Genomic DNA, 14308 nt, shown 5'->3' with positions numbered 1-14308 from the left:
TCCATACTCGACAAGGCAGAGCCGACCGCATGACCCACGCCGCACGACCTGGGGCTGCGCACAAGATCGGCCGCCGTTCCGTGCCTTAGCCGTTTCCTCCGACTCGAAGTGGAAGTGACGGATGTTCGATAGAAGCAGGTCCCAATCCCGCCCCTGGCGCCTGGCAGGCGCACTGTTCGCCACCTTGCTGCTGGCGCTGCCCGTGGGCGCGGCGGAAAAGTTCAAGGTGGTCACCACCTTCACCATCATTGCCGACATGGCTCGCAACGTGGCGGGTGATGCTGCGGTGGTCGAGTCGATCACCAAGCCCGGCGCCGAGATCCACAATTATTCGCCGACCCCCGGCGACCTGCGTCGCGCCCAGGGGGCGCAGCTGATCCTGTGGAACGGCCTGAACCTGGAGCTGTGGTTCGAGAAGTTCTTCCAGCGCCTGCAACAGGTGCCGGGCGTGGTGGTGTCCGACGGCATCGAGCCGATGGGCATCGTCGCCGGTCCCTACAGCGGCAAGCCCAATCCGCACGCGTGGATGTCGCCGCGCAACGCCCTGGTCTACGTCGACAACATCCGCGACGCCCTGGTGCGCCACGACCCGGTCAACGCCCAGGCCTACCAGCGCAATGCCGAGGCCTACAAGGCGCGTATCGAGGCGACCATCGCGCCGTTGCGCGACCGTCTCGAACAGATTCCCGCCGACCGGCGCTGGCTGGTCAGCAGCGAAGGCGCGTTCTCCTACCTGGCCCGCGACTTCGGCCTGAAGGAGCTTTACCTGTGGCCGATCAACGCCGACCAGCAGGGCACGCCGAACCAGGTGCGCACGGTCATCGACGCGGTCAGGGCGCACCACATCCCGGCGGTATTCAGTGAAAGCACGGTGTCCGACAAGCCGGCCCGCCAGGTGGCCCGGGAAACCGGCGCGCACTATGGCGGCGTGCTCTACGTCGACTCCCTGAGCGCCCAGGACGGGCCGGTGCCGACCTACCTCGACCTGCTGCGGGTGACCACCGACACCATCATCCAGGGCCTCGGCCAGGCAGGCAGCCAATGAACCAGCACAACCAGGCCCTGGAGAGCGGCATCGTCGTCCAGGGCGCCACCGTGACCTACCGCAACGGTCATACCGCGCTGCACGACGCCAGCTTCGAACTGCCGATGGGCTCGATCACCGCGCTGGTGGGCATCAACGGTTCGGGCAAGTCGACCCTGTTCAAGGCCATCATGGGCCTGGTGCGCCTGGCCGCCGGGCGTATCAGCGTGCTGGGCCTGCCGGCAGAGCGCGCCCTGCGGCGCAAGTGCACGGCCTACGTGCCCCAGGCCGAGGAAGTGGACTGGGACTTTCCGGTGCTGGTCGAGGACGTGGTGATGATGGGGCGCTACGGGCACATGGGCCCGCTGCGCATCCCCCGGCGCGCCGATCACGAGGCGGTGGACGCGGCGCTGTGCCGGGTCGACATGCAGGCCTTGCGCAAACGGCAGATTGGCGAACTGTCCGGCGGCCAGCGCAAGCGCGTGTTCCTCGCCCGCGCCCTGGCCCAGGACAGCCGGGTGATCCTGCTCGACGAGCCATTCACCGGGGTCGATGTGAAGACCGAGGACCAGATCATCCAGCTGCTGCGCGAGCTGCGCGGCGAAGGGCGGATCATGCTGGTGTCGACCCACAACCTCGGCTCGGTGCCGGAGTTCTGCGACCGGGTGGTGTTGATCAAGCGCACCGTGCTGGCCCACGGGCCGACCGACGAGGTCTACACCCGCGACAACCTCGAACGCGCCTTCGGCGGGGTGCTGCGCCACTTCGCGCTGCTGCCGGGCGATCCGTCGCAGCAACCACCGGTCAGCGTGTTCAGCGACGACGAGCGGCCGCTGATCCTGCGCAACGGCCTGCCGGCGCGTCGCGAGCCGGGCAGCGACAGCGAGGCCGACACATGATCGAACTGCTGCTCGAGCCATTTGCCTACGGCTACATGCGCAATGCCCTGTGGGTCTCGACCCTGGTCGGCGGGGTCTGCGCGTTCCTGTCCTGCTACCTGATGCTCAAGGGCTGGTCGCTGATCGGCGATGCGCTGTCCCACGCCATCGTGCCGGGGGTGGCTGGCGCCTACATGATCGGTCTACCATTTTCCCTCGGCGCGTTCTTCGCCGGCGGGCTGGCCTCGGCGGCGCTGCTGTTCCTGCAGCGGCGCACGCGGCTCAAGGAAGATGTGGTGATCGGCATGATCTTCACCTCGTTCTTCGGCCTGGGCCTGTTCATGGTCTCGCTGTCGCCGACCTCGGTGAACATCCAGACCATCGTCCTCGGCAACATCCTGGCGATCACCCCGGGCGACACCCTGCAGCTGGCGATCATCGGCCTGGTCACCCTGGCGGTGCTGCTGGCCAAGTGGCGCGACCTGATGCTGACCTTCTTCGACGAGCAGCAGGCCCGCGCAGTCGGCATTCGCCCGAACGCGCTCAAGCTGCTGTTCTTTGCCTTGCTGTCGGCCTCGACCGTGGCCGCGCTGCAGACGGTGGGGGCATTCCTGGTGATCTGCATGGTCATCACCCCCGGCGCCACGGCCTACCTGCTCAGCGACCGCTTTCCCCGGTTGCTGGCCATCGCGGTTGCCATCGGCGCCCTGACCAGCCTGACCGGCACCTATCTGAGCTACTACCTCGACGGCGCCACCGGCGGCGTGATCGTCGTGCTGCAGACGCTGATCTTCCTGCTGGTGTTCGTCTTCGCCCGCAAGCACGGGCTGCTGGCCGCGCGCCGTCGTCGGCGCCAGGCACTGGAGGTGCAGCCATGACCGTGACCGACCTGCTGCTGGAACCCTTGCGCTTCGATTTCATGGTCAACGCCATGGCCATCGCCGTGCTGATCGCCATCCCCATGGCGCTGCTGTCGTGCTTCCTGGTGCTCAAGGGCTGGGCGTTGCTGGGTGACGCTATCGCCCACGCGGTGTTCCCCGGCGTGGTGATCGCTTACATCGTGCAGATTCCCTACGCCATCGGGGCATTCCTGGCCGGCATGTTCTGCGCGGTGGCCACGGGGTACCTCAAGGAGAACAGCCGCATCAAGCAGGACACGGTGATGGGCATCGTCTATTCGGGCATGTTCGGCCTGGGGCTGGTGCTGTACCTGAAGATCCAGTCCGATGTGCACCTGGACCATATCCTGTTCGGCGACATCCTCGGCGCCGGCCCCCAGGACCTGTGGCTGTGCGCGGGCATCGCCGTGCTCACGGCGCTGGTCATCGCCACCAAGTGGAAAGACCTGATGCTGCACACTTTCGATGCGGTGCAGGCGCATGCGGTCGGCCTGCGCAGCGGCTGGCTGCACTATGGCCTGCTGTGCCTGATCTCGTTGGCGGTGGTCGGGGCGCTGAAGGCCTCGGGGGTGATCCTGGCGATCGCCTTGCTGATTGCCCCAGGGGCCATCGCCGCACTGCTGACGCGCCAGTTCCGGCACATGTTGTGGCTGTCGTTACTGGTCGCCATCGGCTGTTCGTTCGTGGGCGTGTACAGCTCGTTCTACCTCGACAGCGCCCCGGCGCCGACCATCGTCATGGCCTTTGCCGGGGTGTTTGTGCTGGTGCTGGCCTGCCAGGCGTTTGGACGCAGGTCCGGATCACCCATGGCTACATGACCGGCGCTCAGAGACTGAGCGTCAGGCTCAAACTGAAGTTGCGCGGCTCCCCCGGCAGCACCCACGAACTGTTGTACGAGCGTTCGTAGTACTTGCGATCGAACAGGTTGTTGAGGTTCAGCCCCACGGTGACCTGTTCGCTGGCCTTGTAGTGCGCCAGCAGGTCGACCGTGCTGTAGGCGTCCAGGGTGAAGTGGCTGCCGGCCTGGCCGGAGCGCTCGCCGACATAGTTGAACGCAGCGCCGACGTCCGAGCCGCGCAGGGCGCCGTCCTGGAACTCGTAAACGCCCATCACGCTGCCGCTGTTGCGGGCGATGCCGAGCAGGTCGCTGCCCTTGGGCAGGGCCGCGTCGCCCTTGGTGACCTCGGCATCGATGTAGGCATAGGCACCGATCACCCGTACCGCGTCGGTCAGTTGGCCGCTGAACTGCAGGTCCAGGCCCTGGCTGCGCGCCTTGCCGGCGGCCACGCTCTCGCCGAGCGCGTCGGTGGTGATGACGTTCTCCTTGTCGATATGGAACAGCGCGATGGTCGCGCCCAAACGGTTGTCGAGCAGGTCGAGCTTCAGTCCGGTCTCATAACCCAGGCCTTTTTCAGGCTTGTAGACCTGGCCCTGGGTGCCAATGGTATTGGGCTTGAACGACGTCGAGGCGTTGGCGAACACGCCGACCTGCGGTGTCAGCTGGTACAGCAGCCCTACGCGCGGCGTGGCGACATCCTTCGCCTGGCTGTTGCTGACCCCGGTGGAGCGGTTCTGCGCAGTCTGTTCGATACGTTCCAGGCGCACACCGAGCAGGCCGCGCAGGCGCTCGGTGAAGGCGATCTGGTCCTGCAGGTTGAGGGCATGGCTTTCGGTGCGTTCGAAGAAGTCGTTGGCCCGTGTAAGCGCCGGCTTGGGCTTGCCGTACACCGGGTTGTAGATGTCCAGGCCATAGCCCGCCGAGGTCGCGCTTTGCGGGTATTTCTGGCTGTTGCGGTAGTTTTCGTATTCAAGCCCGATCAGGCTCTGGTGCTGCCAGCCGAGCAGCTGGAACTGGCCGTGCAGCTCGGCCTGGGTGATGTTGTCGTTCCACTCGAAGTCGCGCTCGCGGTAGAAGCGGGTGAGGGTGTTGCCGACCAGGGCCTGGGGCTCTGAGCTGTTGCCCTTGAGCGTGCCCTGGGTGTAGTGGTTGGCCAGGCGCAGCTTCCAGTCGTCGTTGAGGAAGTGCTCCAGCGCCAGGTCGAGGGTCTGGTTGTCGTTGCGGATCCTGCCGTCGTTGGGTTCGCCCATGAAGGCCGAGCGCGGTACCGAACCCATCTGGCCGTTGACCGCCGGAATGCCCCGGTCGAACACCGATTCGGTACGCGAGAATTCGGCATCGAGCATCACGCGGGTGTCCGGCGACAGCTGCCAGCTCAGCGACGGGCTGACGATGCGTCGTTCACTGTCTACGTGATCGCGGAAACTGCCATTGTCCTCGACAGCCAGGTTGATCCGGCCCAGCAGGTTGCCTTCGCTGTCCAGGGGCGAGTTGGCATCCAGGGCGGTGCGGTAGCGGTCCCAGCTGCCCGCGCTCAGGCTGAGGGTGCTGAAGGCCTCGGCCTGGGGACGCTTGCTGACGATATTGACCAGACCGCCAGGGTCGCCACGGCCGTAGAGGCTGGCGGCCGGGCCCTTGAGCACTTCGATGCGCTCGATGCTGGAGGTGTCCGGGGAACTGTAGCTGCCGCGGTTGATGGCAAAGCCGTTCTTGTACAGCTCGCCGGTGGTGAAGCCGCGCACGCTGTAGTTGAGGAAGGTCAGGCCGCCGAAGTTGTTCTGCCGCGACACGCCGCCGGCAAAGTCCAGGGCACGGTCGATGCGGGTGGTGTTGAGGTCCTTGATCACCTGGGCCGGTACCACCTGGATGCTCTGCGGAGTGTCGCGGATATCGCTGTCGGTACGGGTGGCGGTGGCCGAGCGGGTGGCGCGGTAGCCTTTGACCGGGCCGTCGGCGCGTTCTTCTAGGTAGGCGTCGGTGATCGAGGTTTCCTCCAGCAGCAGGGGTTGGGCTGCCGAGAGGGGTTGGCCGAACAGGCCCAGGGTGAGGCCGGCCAGAAGCGGTGCGCGAGGGTTCACGAGGGATCTCCAATTAATATGTAATAACGTAACATCATTGGTGGCGCCGACGCCATAGGGAGGAGTGGTTCAAAGAGTGATTGTCAGATGGGAATGATTCGCGTTAATGTAATGTTATTACGTAACTGGAGGTTCCCATGCAAGTACTGTCCTCACTCAAGCAGGCCAAGCGCCGTCATCGTGATTGCCAGGTGGTCAAGCGTCGTGGCCGGATCTATGTGATCTGCAAGTCCAACCCGCGGTTCAAGGCCAGGCAGGGCGGGGTGAAGAAGAAGCGGGGGTAGCAGGCGGCTCCGTCAAGAGTTGTAGGCGTTATCAGCGTGGGAGCGGCGGTGCGCCGATGCGACTTGACCCGCGATCACCGGCAAAGCCGGTGCCATACAACCATCGCGGGGCAAGCCCGCTCCCACGAGAGCCCGCCGAGAATGCTGCATGCTCGATGCAGACGCTACCGGAGCGTCCTGCGCAAACGCCGCCAACCCAGTACCACACCGCTGAGGGCAATCACCAACCCACCGCTACTCAGGACGATGATCAGCCCTTCCCGCAGCAGCGGCCGCGCCAGCAGCGGCTGCCAGTCCCAGCTGTGCAGCAAGTTGAACAACCAGCGCCCGGTCCGTTGCGTCCGGTCATGGCTTGCCACCAGCATGCCGCTGGCCGGGTCCAGGTAGGCCCAGGTAGCGGCCGGGTCATCGAAGCGCAGGCGCAGCACGGGCAATGGGCGGGACTGGAAGCCGTACATGCTCTGCGGGTCGCGGGCGAAGTAGTGGAAGTCGTAGGCGGTCTGCCAGTCGTCTTGCACTGCAATGCCCGGGGCCATGGCCTGCGCGGCCGCCAGCAACCGCTGTCGGGCAAACGCCCGGGCCGGCGGCGCGCCGTCTTCGAGGATGCGACTGTCGCCATTGGCATTACGTGCCACCAGGTAGGTGACCTTGGCCAAGCGCTGCCACTGCAACTCGACGGTGTTGAAACCTGCCTCCTGGCGCAACCGCGCCAACGCGGTGGCGACCGGCAGCTTGAGGTCGACGGCGCGCAGCGGGCCGGGTTGCAGGGCGATCTGCGAACGGCTGTCGGTCAGGCCCCAGGGGCGCATCGACATCAGGCCGCTGAACACCCACAGCACCAGCACCCCGCCGAACAGTAGCCCGCCGATGTGGTGCCAACGCAGCCAGCCGCCGGGGTAGGGACTGCGCGAACCGCTGCGGTAGCGCGTGCGCAGCCGCAGGCGCAGGATGCCCACCGCCATGCCCAGGATCGCCATCAGCGTGCCGAGCACGGACAGGCCGATCACCAGCGTGCGCCAACCGTTGTCGAAGCCGAACCCGCCACGCAAGGGATAGAGCCAGTGCAGCCAGGCACCGACCCAGTTCCAGGCGCGCTCCTGCGCGGTGGCGTCGCGCACCACTTCACCGCTGCGCCCGGACAGGTACAGCCAGGTGCCAGCGGCATCGTCCACCTGCACCCGGTGCAGGGGCCGGTCGCCGTCCAGGGCCCGGGAATGGGTCCACATGTCCTCGTCCACCGTGCCCTGGTAGGCCAGCGCCGCGTCACCGGCGTACTGCCGGGCATTGGCCAGGGCCCAGGCGGCATCGGCGTGAGCCAGGGGCGCGCCGCTGGCGGCGTCGAGGGTGACGCGGCGCCCGTCGGCCAGTTCCAGCAGGTAGTGCGCCCGCCCGCCCAGGCTGGTCAGACGCAGCGCATTCAACGGCTGCTGCGCCCACTGCGCCGGCAACTCGGCGCAGCAACCCGCCGGCAATGCCGGCAGGTGGGCCAGGCGCTCGGCCGGGGTCAGCTTGGGGTAGCCGACATACAGCATGACCACCCCGGAGACGAACCACAGCGCCATGAACAGGCAGGCGACGATGCCCAGCCAGCGGTGCCACAGGTACAGCTGGCGTTTCAGGCTCATCAGTAGCGCCACTGCACAGCGACTTCCAGGCTGCGCGGCTCACCCAGGTAGTACTGGGTGTTGGTCTGGTGGATGAAGCGGGCGTAGACCTCGTCAGTGAGGTTGCGCAGGCGGGCGCTGACTTGCACGTGCTTGTCCAGGTCGTGGGTCATCGACAGTCCGTACACGGTGTAGGACGGCACCCAGGCGGTGTTGGCGGTATTGGCGTATACCGACGACACATAGCGGGCATCGGCGCCGACCTGCCAGCCCGGCGCCAGGTCATAGGTCAGCCACAGATTGGCGACCCGGTCGGGAATGTTCACCGGGTTCTTGCCCTTGCGCGAGTACACCACGCCGCCGATGGTCTCGTTGAATTCGTCGTACTCAGCGTTGACCCAGCTGAAGTTGCCCGCCGCCAGCAGCTTGGGCGTGACCTTGAACGAGGCCGCCAGCTCGATGCCGGTGGAGGTCTGCTGGCCCGCCTGCTCGGTGGTGTTGGGCACGGTCGAGGAGGGCACTGAGATGTTCTTGCGCACGATGCGATAGGCCGCCGCGGTGGCCGAACCGCGCCCGTCGAGAAAGTCGAACTTGCTGCCCACTTCCACCTGGCGGCCGGTGCTCAGGTCGAAGTCGCCGACCTGGCTGAGCGAGGCGCCGGTGAGCGAGCCTCCCGGCGGCTCGGCCGAGGTGCTGTACTGGGTATACAGGCTGACATTGGGCGTCAGCTCGTAGACCAGGCCCAGGCGCCCGGTGAAGGCGTCCCAGCGCCGGTCCAGCTTGGCCCTGCTCACGTGGTCGACCACGTCGAAGTCGATATGGTCGTAGCGCAGCGCGGTGATCAGCGACAGTTGGTCGGTCAGGCGGGTGCGGTTCTCGACGAAGCCCGCGGTGGTGTCGGTGGTGGTGCTGCGGCCCTTGGCGCGCGGCGCGTCCATGCCGGGGATGTCGAGGAAGTGGCCGGGCTGGAAACCGTTCGGATCGATGGTGTCGAAGGCGCCCTTGGACAGCGGGTAGGTGGTCTGCTGGTTGCGGCTGTAGTCCACGCCGAACGCCCAGTCGCTGGCCAGGCCGAACAGCTGGCCCTGGTGGGTCAGTTCGACGCGGTTGCCGTTGACCTCCTGGTCGTGGCTCTGGCGGTAGCCGCCGGAGCGGGCGATGTTGGTGTTGCCGGCGTTGTAGCGGTACACCTCGAGGTTGCGGTAATCGCGCTGGCCGTTGTAGTGGTAGAAGGTGTTGCGCAGCTGGTTGCTGTCGTCGATGCGGTAGTCGGTGATCGAGCGCAGCCAGCGGGTGCGCTGCTCGTAGCGGCCGTCCTCGACGTTGTAGTTGTTGAAGCGATTGTGCTTGTCGATGTGCAGGGTGCCGACCGCCGGCTGCAGCACCGGCGTGCCCCAGTACGGGCTGTCTTCTTTCTCTTCCAGGTACTCGATGGCCAGGGTGTGCGACAGCTGTTCGTTGATGTCGCTGAGCAGCGAGAAGGCCAGGTTGCCGGCACCGTTTTCCTGGCGGTCGATGTAGCCATTGGTGCTGGTGCGGCTGTAGTCGAGCCGCGCGTAGTGGCGCGGGCCGTCGCCGCTGTTGAGCGCCTTGTTGAAGCCGACCGAGGTTTCCATCGTGTCGTAGCGGCCGTAGCTGACGCGGCCTTCGAAGGTGTCCTCGTCGCGGCTCGCCAGTTTGGTGATCATGTTCAGGCTGCCGCCGACGGCGCCGCTGCCGTTGAGGAACGATGAGGGGCCGCCGAGCAGTTCGACGCGGTCGTAGATCCATGCGCCAACCGGACGCGCCGTGGCGCCGTATTGCAGGTTGATGCCGTTGAACAACTGGCTGACCTGGGCGCCGTTGAAGCCGCGATACGATACGTAGCCGCCCCAGCCGGGCGGTGCCGAGGCGTTGACCCCGGGCAGGGCGTTGGCGGCGTCCTGGAAGTTGCGCGCGCCGATGCGCTCCATGGTCTTGCGGTCGGCGACGCTGACCGAGGCCGGGTTTTCGCGGGCGCTGAGGTTGAGCCGCGAGCCGCTTTCGATAGGCCGGTCGAGGTCCAGGGTGGTGGCTTCTTTGGGTTGGTCGGCGGTGGCCGTGACGTTGCTGGCGGGCAGGGTCAGGGTGTCATCCTGCGCCCAGGCGCAGGTTGCGCTGCCAACGAGCAGCGCCAAAGTGGTCATGCGGAACATGCAAGGCTTCCTGGCTGAAATCGGTGGGCGCACGCCCGCTGCCGATCAGGCAGTACTCGGGCGTGGCGATGTCAGAACGCGAGAAGCGAGGCGGGGGAGGCGCGCGGATTGACCAGTGGCCAGCGCTGCTTGGGCAGGGGCGGCGCAGGTTGTCTGGGTAAGGGTGTGCTCGACTCCCCGGCGAGCAGGGCCAGTAGGCCGAAGAACACCGCCAGCAAGGTGGCGCTGAACAGGCTGGCGATCACGCAGTCGCCGCCGGCGGGCAGCACCGGGTCGGTGACGTCCTGGTCGCCCTTGAACACGCCGCTGCTGTCGGCCGCGCACCAGGCGGCATCATCCAGGCCGGCCAGGCGTAAGCCTGCCATCTGTCCATGGCCCATGGCGCACAGCAACGAGCCGAACAGAATGCTGAAATACAGCACCCAGGCGACTTGCGATCGTGTGTGGCGGGCCAGCTTCATCGGCAAAGCTCGAAGGAAATGAGAATAGGTTCGGCGTGCGGATTCTACAGCGTTTGAAACATCTGCCTAGAGTGTTCGGCCGATAAAAAACATTCGAATCGATTCACCAGGCTGGCTTGACGCCTCTCGGCCCCAGGTGTTCAGATGCCGACCGATTTCAGGTGTCCCATGCCGCCGTGCATGGGGTGAAACGGGAAACCGGTACGCTCCTAGAGCCAGTCCGGTGCTGCCCCCGCAACGGTATGCAAGTGATGCCTTCGACAGACCACTGTGGCCAATGCGCCATGGGAAGGTGAAGGCGTCTTGTCTTGCGAGCCCGGAGACCGGCCTGAAATGTTGTAGGCAAACTCCTGCGGTGGGCGGGCATGGGCCGGTATTGGCGTGTGCGCGATCCGTGCTCTTGCGTGCTTCTGCGAAAGTCACTTTCGAGAAGAGCATGATTGCTGTGATTCACTCCCGACGTTTTCACTTTCGACGTTGTTTCCCCACGGCTCGGACCTTGTTCCTGGGCTGTCTGGCCAGCCCCGTGGCGCTGGCCGAAAACACCCCCCTGATCCTCGACCAGCAGATCGTCGCCGCGCCGTCGGTGGAGTCGACCACGGTCGCCGCCATGGCCCAGTACGGCAGCAAGGTCGAGATCGTCAGCCGCGAGCAGATCGAGCGCGCCGGCCCCGCTGCCGACATCACCCGGGTGATGCAGATGTTCATCCCCGGCTTCTACGTCGCGCCGAAAAACGGCCCGTTCGACTACGGCACCTACTCGCTGCTGGGTGGGCGCAACGACGATACCCTGATCCTGCTCGACGGCGTGCGCCTGAACAACCGCCTGTACGGCGGCCTGTACCTGGACACCCTGCCGGCCAACGCGGTGGAGCGCATCGAGGTGCTCAAGGGCGGCCAGAGCCTGTTGTTCGGTACCCAGGCCGTGGCAGGGGTGATCAATATCGTTACCCGCAGCCCAAAGAGCCGCGAGGCCTCGGGCGAGGTCAACCTGGGCGTGGACAGCTTCGCCGGCAACAGCAAGGACGCCCGCGTCGAGCGGATCCTCAGCAACGGCTTCGGCGACCTGGGCTTGCTGGCCTATGTCAGCCACAACGTCTCCGACGGCTACCAACCGTTTCGCAATCGTGACTACAGCGGCAACGTCAGCGACAAGAAACGCGGCTATGAGGTGACCACTTTCGGCGGCAAGGCGATCCAGGCCTTCGGTGACGATGCGCGGCTGGAGCTGTTCTACCAGTACACCGACGCCAACCTCGATTTCGCCCGGCCGGTGAACAACTACAAGACCACCAACGACCGCGTGCAGCAGATCGCCACCGCCACCTTCGAGCAGCACCTCAACGAGCGCCTGAGCTACTTCATCAAGGGCCACGTCAACGACTGGGACACCCGCTACACCCGCATCAACAACCGTGAAGATGGCAGCCGCAACGTGGTCAACCACAACGACTACTGGGGCTTCACCGACTGGGGCGTGCAGGCCGAGGGCAAGGCCGAGCTCGACGGCGGCCATGTGCTGGTGTTCGGTTCTGACAACCAGTGGTTCAAGGGCCAGGACGACGTACTGGTGATCGACGACAACAAGGCCCAGGCCAATGCGCTGTATGCCCAGCTGCGGCCCAGGATCGAGGCCCTGCCGAACTGGCACCCGAGCCTTGGCGTGCGCCACGAGGCCATGAGCGGCGGCGACAGCGCCACGGTGGGGATGCTCACCTCGCTGTACGACCTGAACGACAACTGGCAGCTGCGTGGTCAGTACGGCAGCGCCTACAAGCTGCCCAACGCCGAGCAGCTGTTCGTCAACGAGCCCGGCGACGAGATCGGCAACCGCGACCTCAAGCCCGAGAAGAGCCGCAATGCCGAGCTTGGCCTGGACTACCACGGCCTGCTGCTGGAACGTGAATTCAGCGCCAGCGTCACCGTGTTCCGACGCAAGATCACCGACCTGATCACCCTGGACGGCAGCCAGTGGGTGAACGGACAGGGCCAGGTGCAGATGCGTGGTTTCGAGGCCGATGCACGTATCCAGCTCGACGACCAATGGAGCCTGCAGGCCGATATGACCCGCAACCTCACCGAGTCGCGCACCGGGGCGACGATCAACGACGTGCCGAGTTTCTTCGCCCGCTCGCGGCTCGGCTACGAGTCGGCGGACCGCATGTGGGGTGCCGGAGGGGCCATTCGCTACATTCGCGACGTGGTCAGCTCCAAGGGCGTCGACTACGGCCACTACTCGGTGGTCGACGCCGATGCCTACCGCTACCTGGACGGTGCCCGCCAGCACCGGCTGAGCCTGCTGGTGGAGAACCTGTTCGACCGCGACTATGTCACCAGCCGGGCGAGCAACGTCGACAACCTCGGACGGCCGTTCACCAGCGAACTGCGGTACACCTACACCTTCTGAGGGGCGTGAGCATGGAGTATCAGCGCGTGTTGTTCGTCGGCCCTGGCCTGGGTGGCGGCTCGGCGGCCGAAGCCTTCGGTGCCGAGGTCCGCGACCTTCGAGGCCACGATTCAGGCCGGGATATTGTCGACACCCTGGAGGGCTTCGACGGGATGTGGGCGGTGATCCGCGAGGCGCTCGACCAGGGTATGGAACGTCTGCTGGTGGTGGATCTGGAACCCACCTCGGACAGCGCCTACCTAGACTGGCTGCGCGATGAACTGGGGCGCCTGGCGCAAGGCCGGGCCGGTATCTGGGTCACGGCCCAGGCCCTGGGTCGGCGCGGGCTGGATGCTCGGGCGGCTTGCGCCAGCATCGGCGAGCATGCCCGTCACCTGCCATGCGACCAGGTCAACGCGGTGGCCAGCGACCCGGACTGGTCGCGGGTGCCCGAGCATGCCCGCCAGGTGTTCCTGTGCACCGGCCCACGCTGCGTGCGGCGTGGCGCCTTGCCATTGTGGAAACGCCTGCGCCGCCAGTTGCTGGAGCGTGACCTGATCGAGACGCCGGGCGGCGTGCTGCTGACCCGCACCGGTTGCCAGTTCCCCTGCAACCTGGGGCCAGTGCTGACGGTGCACCCGGACGGCTGCTGGTATCGGGTACGTGATGATCGGGAGGTGGAGGAATTGGTGGAAACGCATCTAGAGGGTGGAAGGATCGCCGAAAGATTGCTGATCAAGGGAGGGACATGCGATGCGTAAAGCCTGGCTGCTGTCGCTGGCCCTGTGCTGTGGCACACCGGCCCTGGCCGACAGCTTTCGCAACTGCGGGCAGGACTGGCAACGACCCGCGGCGACGCCTGCGCGTATCGTGGCGCTCAACCAGCACGCGGCCGACCTGCTGCTCGCCCTTGGCGCCGGGCAATCGATGGTCGGGGTGGCCTACCTGGACGACAACGGCGCCGCCTACAAGCAGGGCCGCTACCAGGGCGTGCCGGTGATCGCCCGGGAGTATCCGGCCAGCGAGGTGCTGTACGCGCAAAGGCCGGACCTGGTGGTTGGCGGATTCGCCTCGGCCTTCGGCGATGGGGTCAGCTCGCGAACCCGGCTGGCCGGCAACGGGATCGCCACCTACCTGCTCGAGTCGGCCTGTGCCGGTCATTCGCTGGATTACTACGCCCATGTCCGGCGTGACCTGACCTTCCTCGGCGAGCTGCTGGGCAGGCAGGCGCGGGCGCAGGCATTGATTGAGGCGATGGAGGCGGACTTGGCGCGGGCCAGGGCGATCGCACCCACTGGCAAGCCGCTGTCGGTGTTCTACCTCGACAGCGAGGTCCGGGGGCTGGACAGCGAAGGCGGGCGGGGTTTCGTCACGCCGTTGCTGGCTGCCGCCGGAGCGCGCAATGTGCTCGCCGGGCTCGACCAGTACCGCGTGACGGTCAACCGCGAGGCGCTGCTGAGCAGCGACCCCGATGTAATCCTGCTGGCCGACGCCCTGTGGTCGCCGGCCAGCCGCAAGCGTCAGCTGCTGACCCGCGACCCGGTGCTCTCGAGCCTGCGGGCGGTGCGCGAGAACCGCATGCTCGATATCCCGTTCACTGAGTTGGTGCCGACGCCGGCCAGCGGGCGGGTGGCCCTGGAGCTAGCGCAGCGGCTCAGGGAAATAGCTGTCCCATAGCTGGC

General features: G+C 66.2%; 12 protein-coding genes and 1 riboswitch. Of the genes, 8 read left to right on the top strand and 4 right to left on the bottom strand.

The genetic code is table 11. From position 1 onward, the window contains the following. Window positions 1-121 precede the first annotated feature (121 nt). The 4 genes from HU735_RS03840 to HU735_RS03825 are packed head-to-tail and all read left to right on the top strand — an operon-like array spanning window position 122 to window position 3619. The gene (locus tag HU735_RS03840; protein ID WP_186712476.1) at window positions 122-1045 is read left to right on the top strand and encodes a metal ABC transporter substrate-binding protein; all 924 of its coding nucleotides are present in this window, start codon (window positions 122-124) and stop codon (window positions 1043-1045) included. Continuing rightward, the gene (locus HU735_RS03835; RefSeq protein WP_186712475.1) at window positions 1042-1923 is read left to right on the top strand and encodes a manganese/iron ABC transporter ATP-binding protein; all 882 of its coding nucleotides are present in this window, start codon (window positions 1042-1044) and stop codon (window positions 1921-1923) included. The genes HU735_RS03840 and HU735_RS03835 overlap by 4 nt, the downstream gene beginning before the upstream one ends. Next, window positions 1920-2780 carry a metal ABC transporter permease gene (locus HU735_RS03830; protein WP_186712474.1) on the top strand — a complete coding sequence of 287 codons (861 nt, stop codon included), beginning with the start codon at window positions 1920-1922 and terminating at the stop codon, window positions 2778-2780. Before HU735_RS03835 ends, HU735_RS03830 begins: the two co-directional genes overlap by 4 nt. After that, the gene (locus HU735_RS03825; protein ID WP_186712473.1) at window positions 2777-3619 is read left to right on the top strand and encodes a metal ABC transporter permease; all 843 of its coding nucleotides are present in this window, start codon (window positions 2777-2779) and stop codon (window positions 3617-3619) included. Before HU735_RS03830 ends, HU735_RS03825 begins: the two co-directional genes overlap by 4 nt. 7 nt (window positions 3620-3626) lie before the next feature. Here the strand turns inward: HU735_RS03825 and HU735_RS03820 are convergent, their stop codons facing one another. After that, window positions 3627-5717, bottom strand: a complete 2091-nt coding sequence (locus HU735_RS03820) for a TonB-dependent siderophore receptor (RefSeq protein WP_186712472.1) — start codon at window positions 5715-5717, stop codon at window positions 3627-3629. Between the two features lie 137 nt (window positions 5718-5854). Here HU735_RS03820 and ykgO point away from each other — a divergent pair, with 137 nt between their 5' ends. Continuing rightward, on the top strand, window positions 5855-6001 hold the full coding sequence (gene ykgO / locus HU735_RS03815) for a type B 50S ribosomal protein L36 (protein WP_023632134.1): 147 nt from the start codon (window positions 5855-5857) through the stop codon (window positions 5999-6001). 164 nt (window positions 6002-6165) lie between these two features. On the opposite strand, the gene HU735_RS03810 is transcribed toward ykgO, so the two are convergent. The 3 genes from HU735_RS03810 to HU735_RS03800 form a co-directional block, all read right to left on the bottom strand. Beyond that, entirely contained in the window at window positions 6166-7620 is a 1455-nt protein-coding gene (locus tag HU735_RS03810) for a PepSY domain-containing protein (RefSeq protein WP_238349749.1), read from the bottom strand. Window positions 7621-7625: 5 nt separating this feature from the next. Next, window positions 7626-9779, bottom strand: coding sequence for a TonB-dependent receptor (locus HU735_RS03805; RefSeq protein ID WP_186712470.1), 2154 nt, complete (start codon window positions 9777-9779; stop codon window positions 7626-7628). 71 nt (window positions 9780-9850) lie between these two features. Continuing rightward, window positions 9851-10240, bottom strand: coding sequence for a DUF2946 family protein (locus HU735_RS03800; protein ID WP_186712469.1), 390 nt, complete (start codon window positions 10238-10240; stop codon window positions 9851-9853). Window positions 10241-10382: 142 nt separating this feature from the next. Continuing rightward, window positions 10383-10587: riboswitch (cobalamin riboswitch) on the top strand. 89 nt (window positions 10588-10676) lie between these two features. On the opposite strand from HU735_RS03800, the gene HU735_RS03795 reads away from it, so the two are divergent. From HU735_RS03795 to HU735_RS03785, 3 genes are read left to right on the top strand one after another with little or no spacing between them, the layout of a single operon-like run. Continuing rightward, complete coding sequence (locus tag HU735_RS03795; RefSeq protein WP_186712468.1) at window positions 10677-12647, top strand: TonB-dependent receptor; 1971 nt, start codon at window positions 10677-10679, stop codon at window positions 12645-12647. A 5-nt stretch (window positions 12648-12652) separates the two neighbouring features. Continuing rightward, complete coding sequence (locus HU735_RS03790) at window positions 12653-13387, top strand: (2Fe-2S) ferredoxin domain-containing protein (protein ID WP_186712467.1); 735 nt, start codon at window positions 12653-12655, stop codon at window positions 13385-13387. Beyond that, the gene (locus HU735_RS03785; RefSeq protein WP_186712466.1) at window positions 13380-14303 is read left to right on the top strand and encodes an ABC transporter substrate-binding protein; all 924 of its coding nucleotides are present in this window, start codon (window positions 13380-13382) and stop codon (window positions 14301-14303) included. The genes HU735_RS03790 and HU735_RS03785 overlap by 8 nt, the downstream gene beginning before the upstream one ends. The last annotated feature ends 5 nt before the right edge of the window (window positions 14304-14308 follow it).

The sequence above is a fragment of the Pseudomonas sp. BW16M2 genome, assembly GCF_014268865.1.
Classification (GTDB): Bacteria; Pseudomonadota; Gammaproteobacteria; order Pseudomonadales; family Pseudomonadaceae; genus Aquipseudomonas; species Aquipseudomonas peradeniyensis.
The sequence above is the reverse complement of the archived record's forward strand: the minus strand, read 5'-3'. Positions and strand labels throughout refer to the sequence as shown.

Excerpts from the sequence above, each read along its gene's own strand:
- HU735_RS03840 (WP_186712476.1), top strand. The coding sequence starts at position 122 with ATGTTCGATAGAAGCAGGTCCCAATCCCGCCCCTGGCGCCTGGCAGGC.
- HU735_RS03800 (WP_186712469.1), bottom strand. The coding sequence starts at position 10,240 with ATGAAGCTGGCCCGCCACACACGATCGCAAGTCGCCTGGGTGCTGTAT.
- HU735_RS03835 (WP_186712475.1), top strand. The coding sequence starts at position 1,042 with ATGAACCAGCACAACCAGGCCCTGGAGAGCGGCATCGTCGTCCAGGGC.
- HU735_RS03795 (WP_186712468.1), top strand. The coding sequence starts at position 10,677 with ATGATTGCTGTGATTCACTCCCGACGTTTTCACTTTCGACGTTGTTTC.
- HU735_RS03830 (WP_186712474.1), top strand. The coding sequence starts at position 1,920 with ATGATCGAACTGCTGCTCGAGCCATTTGCCTACGGCTACATGCGCAAT.
- HU735_RS03805 (WP_186712470.1), bottom strand. The coding sequence starts at position 9,779 with ATGTTCCGCATGACCACTTTGGCGCTGCTCGTTGGCAGCGCAACCTGC.
- ykgO (WP_023632134.1), top strand. The coding sequence starts at position 5,855 with ATGCAAGTACTGTCCTCACTCAAGCAGGCCAAGCGCCGTCATCGTGAT.
- HU735_RS03825 (WP_186712473.1), top strand. The coding sequence starts at position 2,777 with ATGACCGTGACCGACCTGCTGCTGGAACCCTTGCGCTTCGATTTCATG.
- HU735_RS03785 (WP_186712466.1), top strand. The coding sequence starts at position 13,380 with ATGCGTAAAGCCTGGCTGCTGTCGCTGGCCCTGTGCTGTGGCACACCG.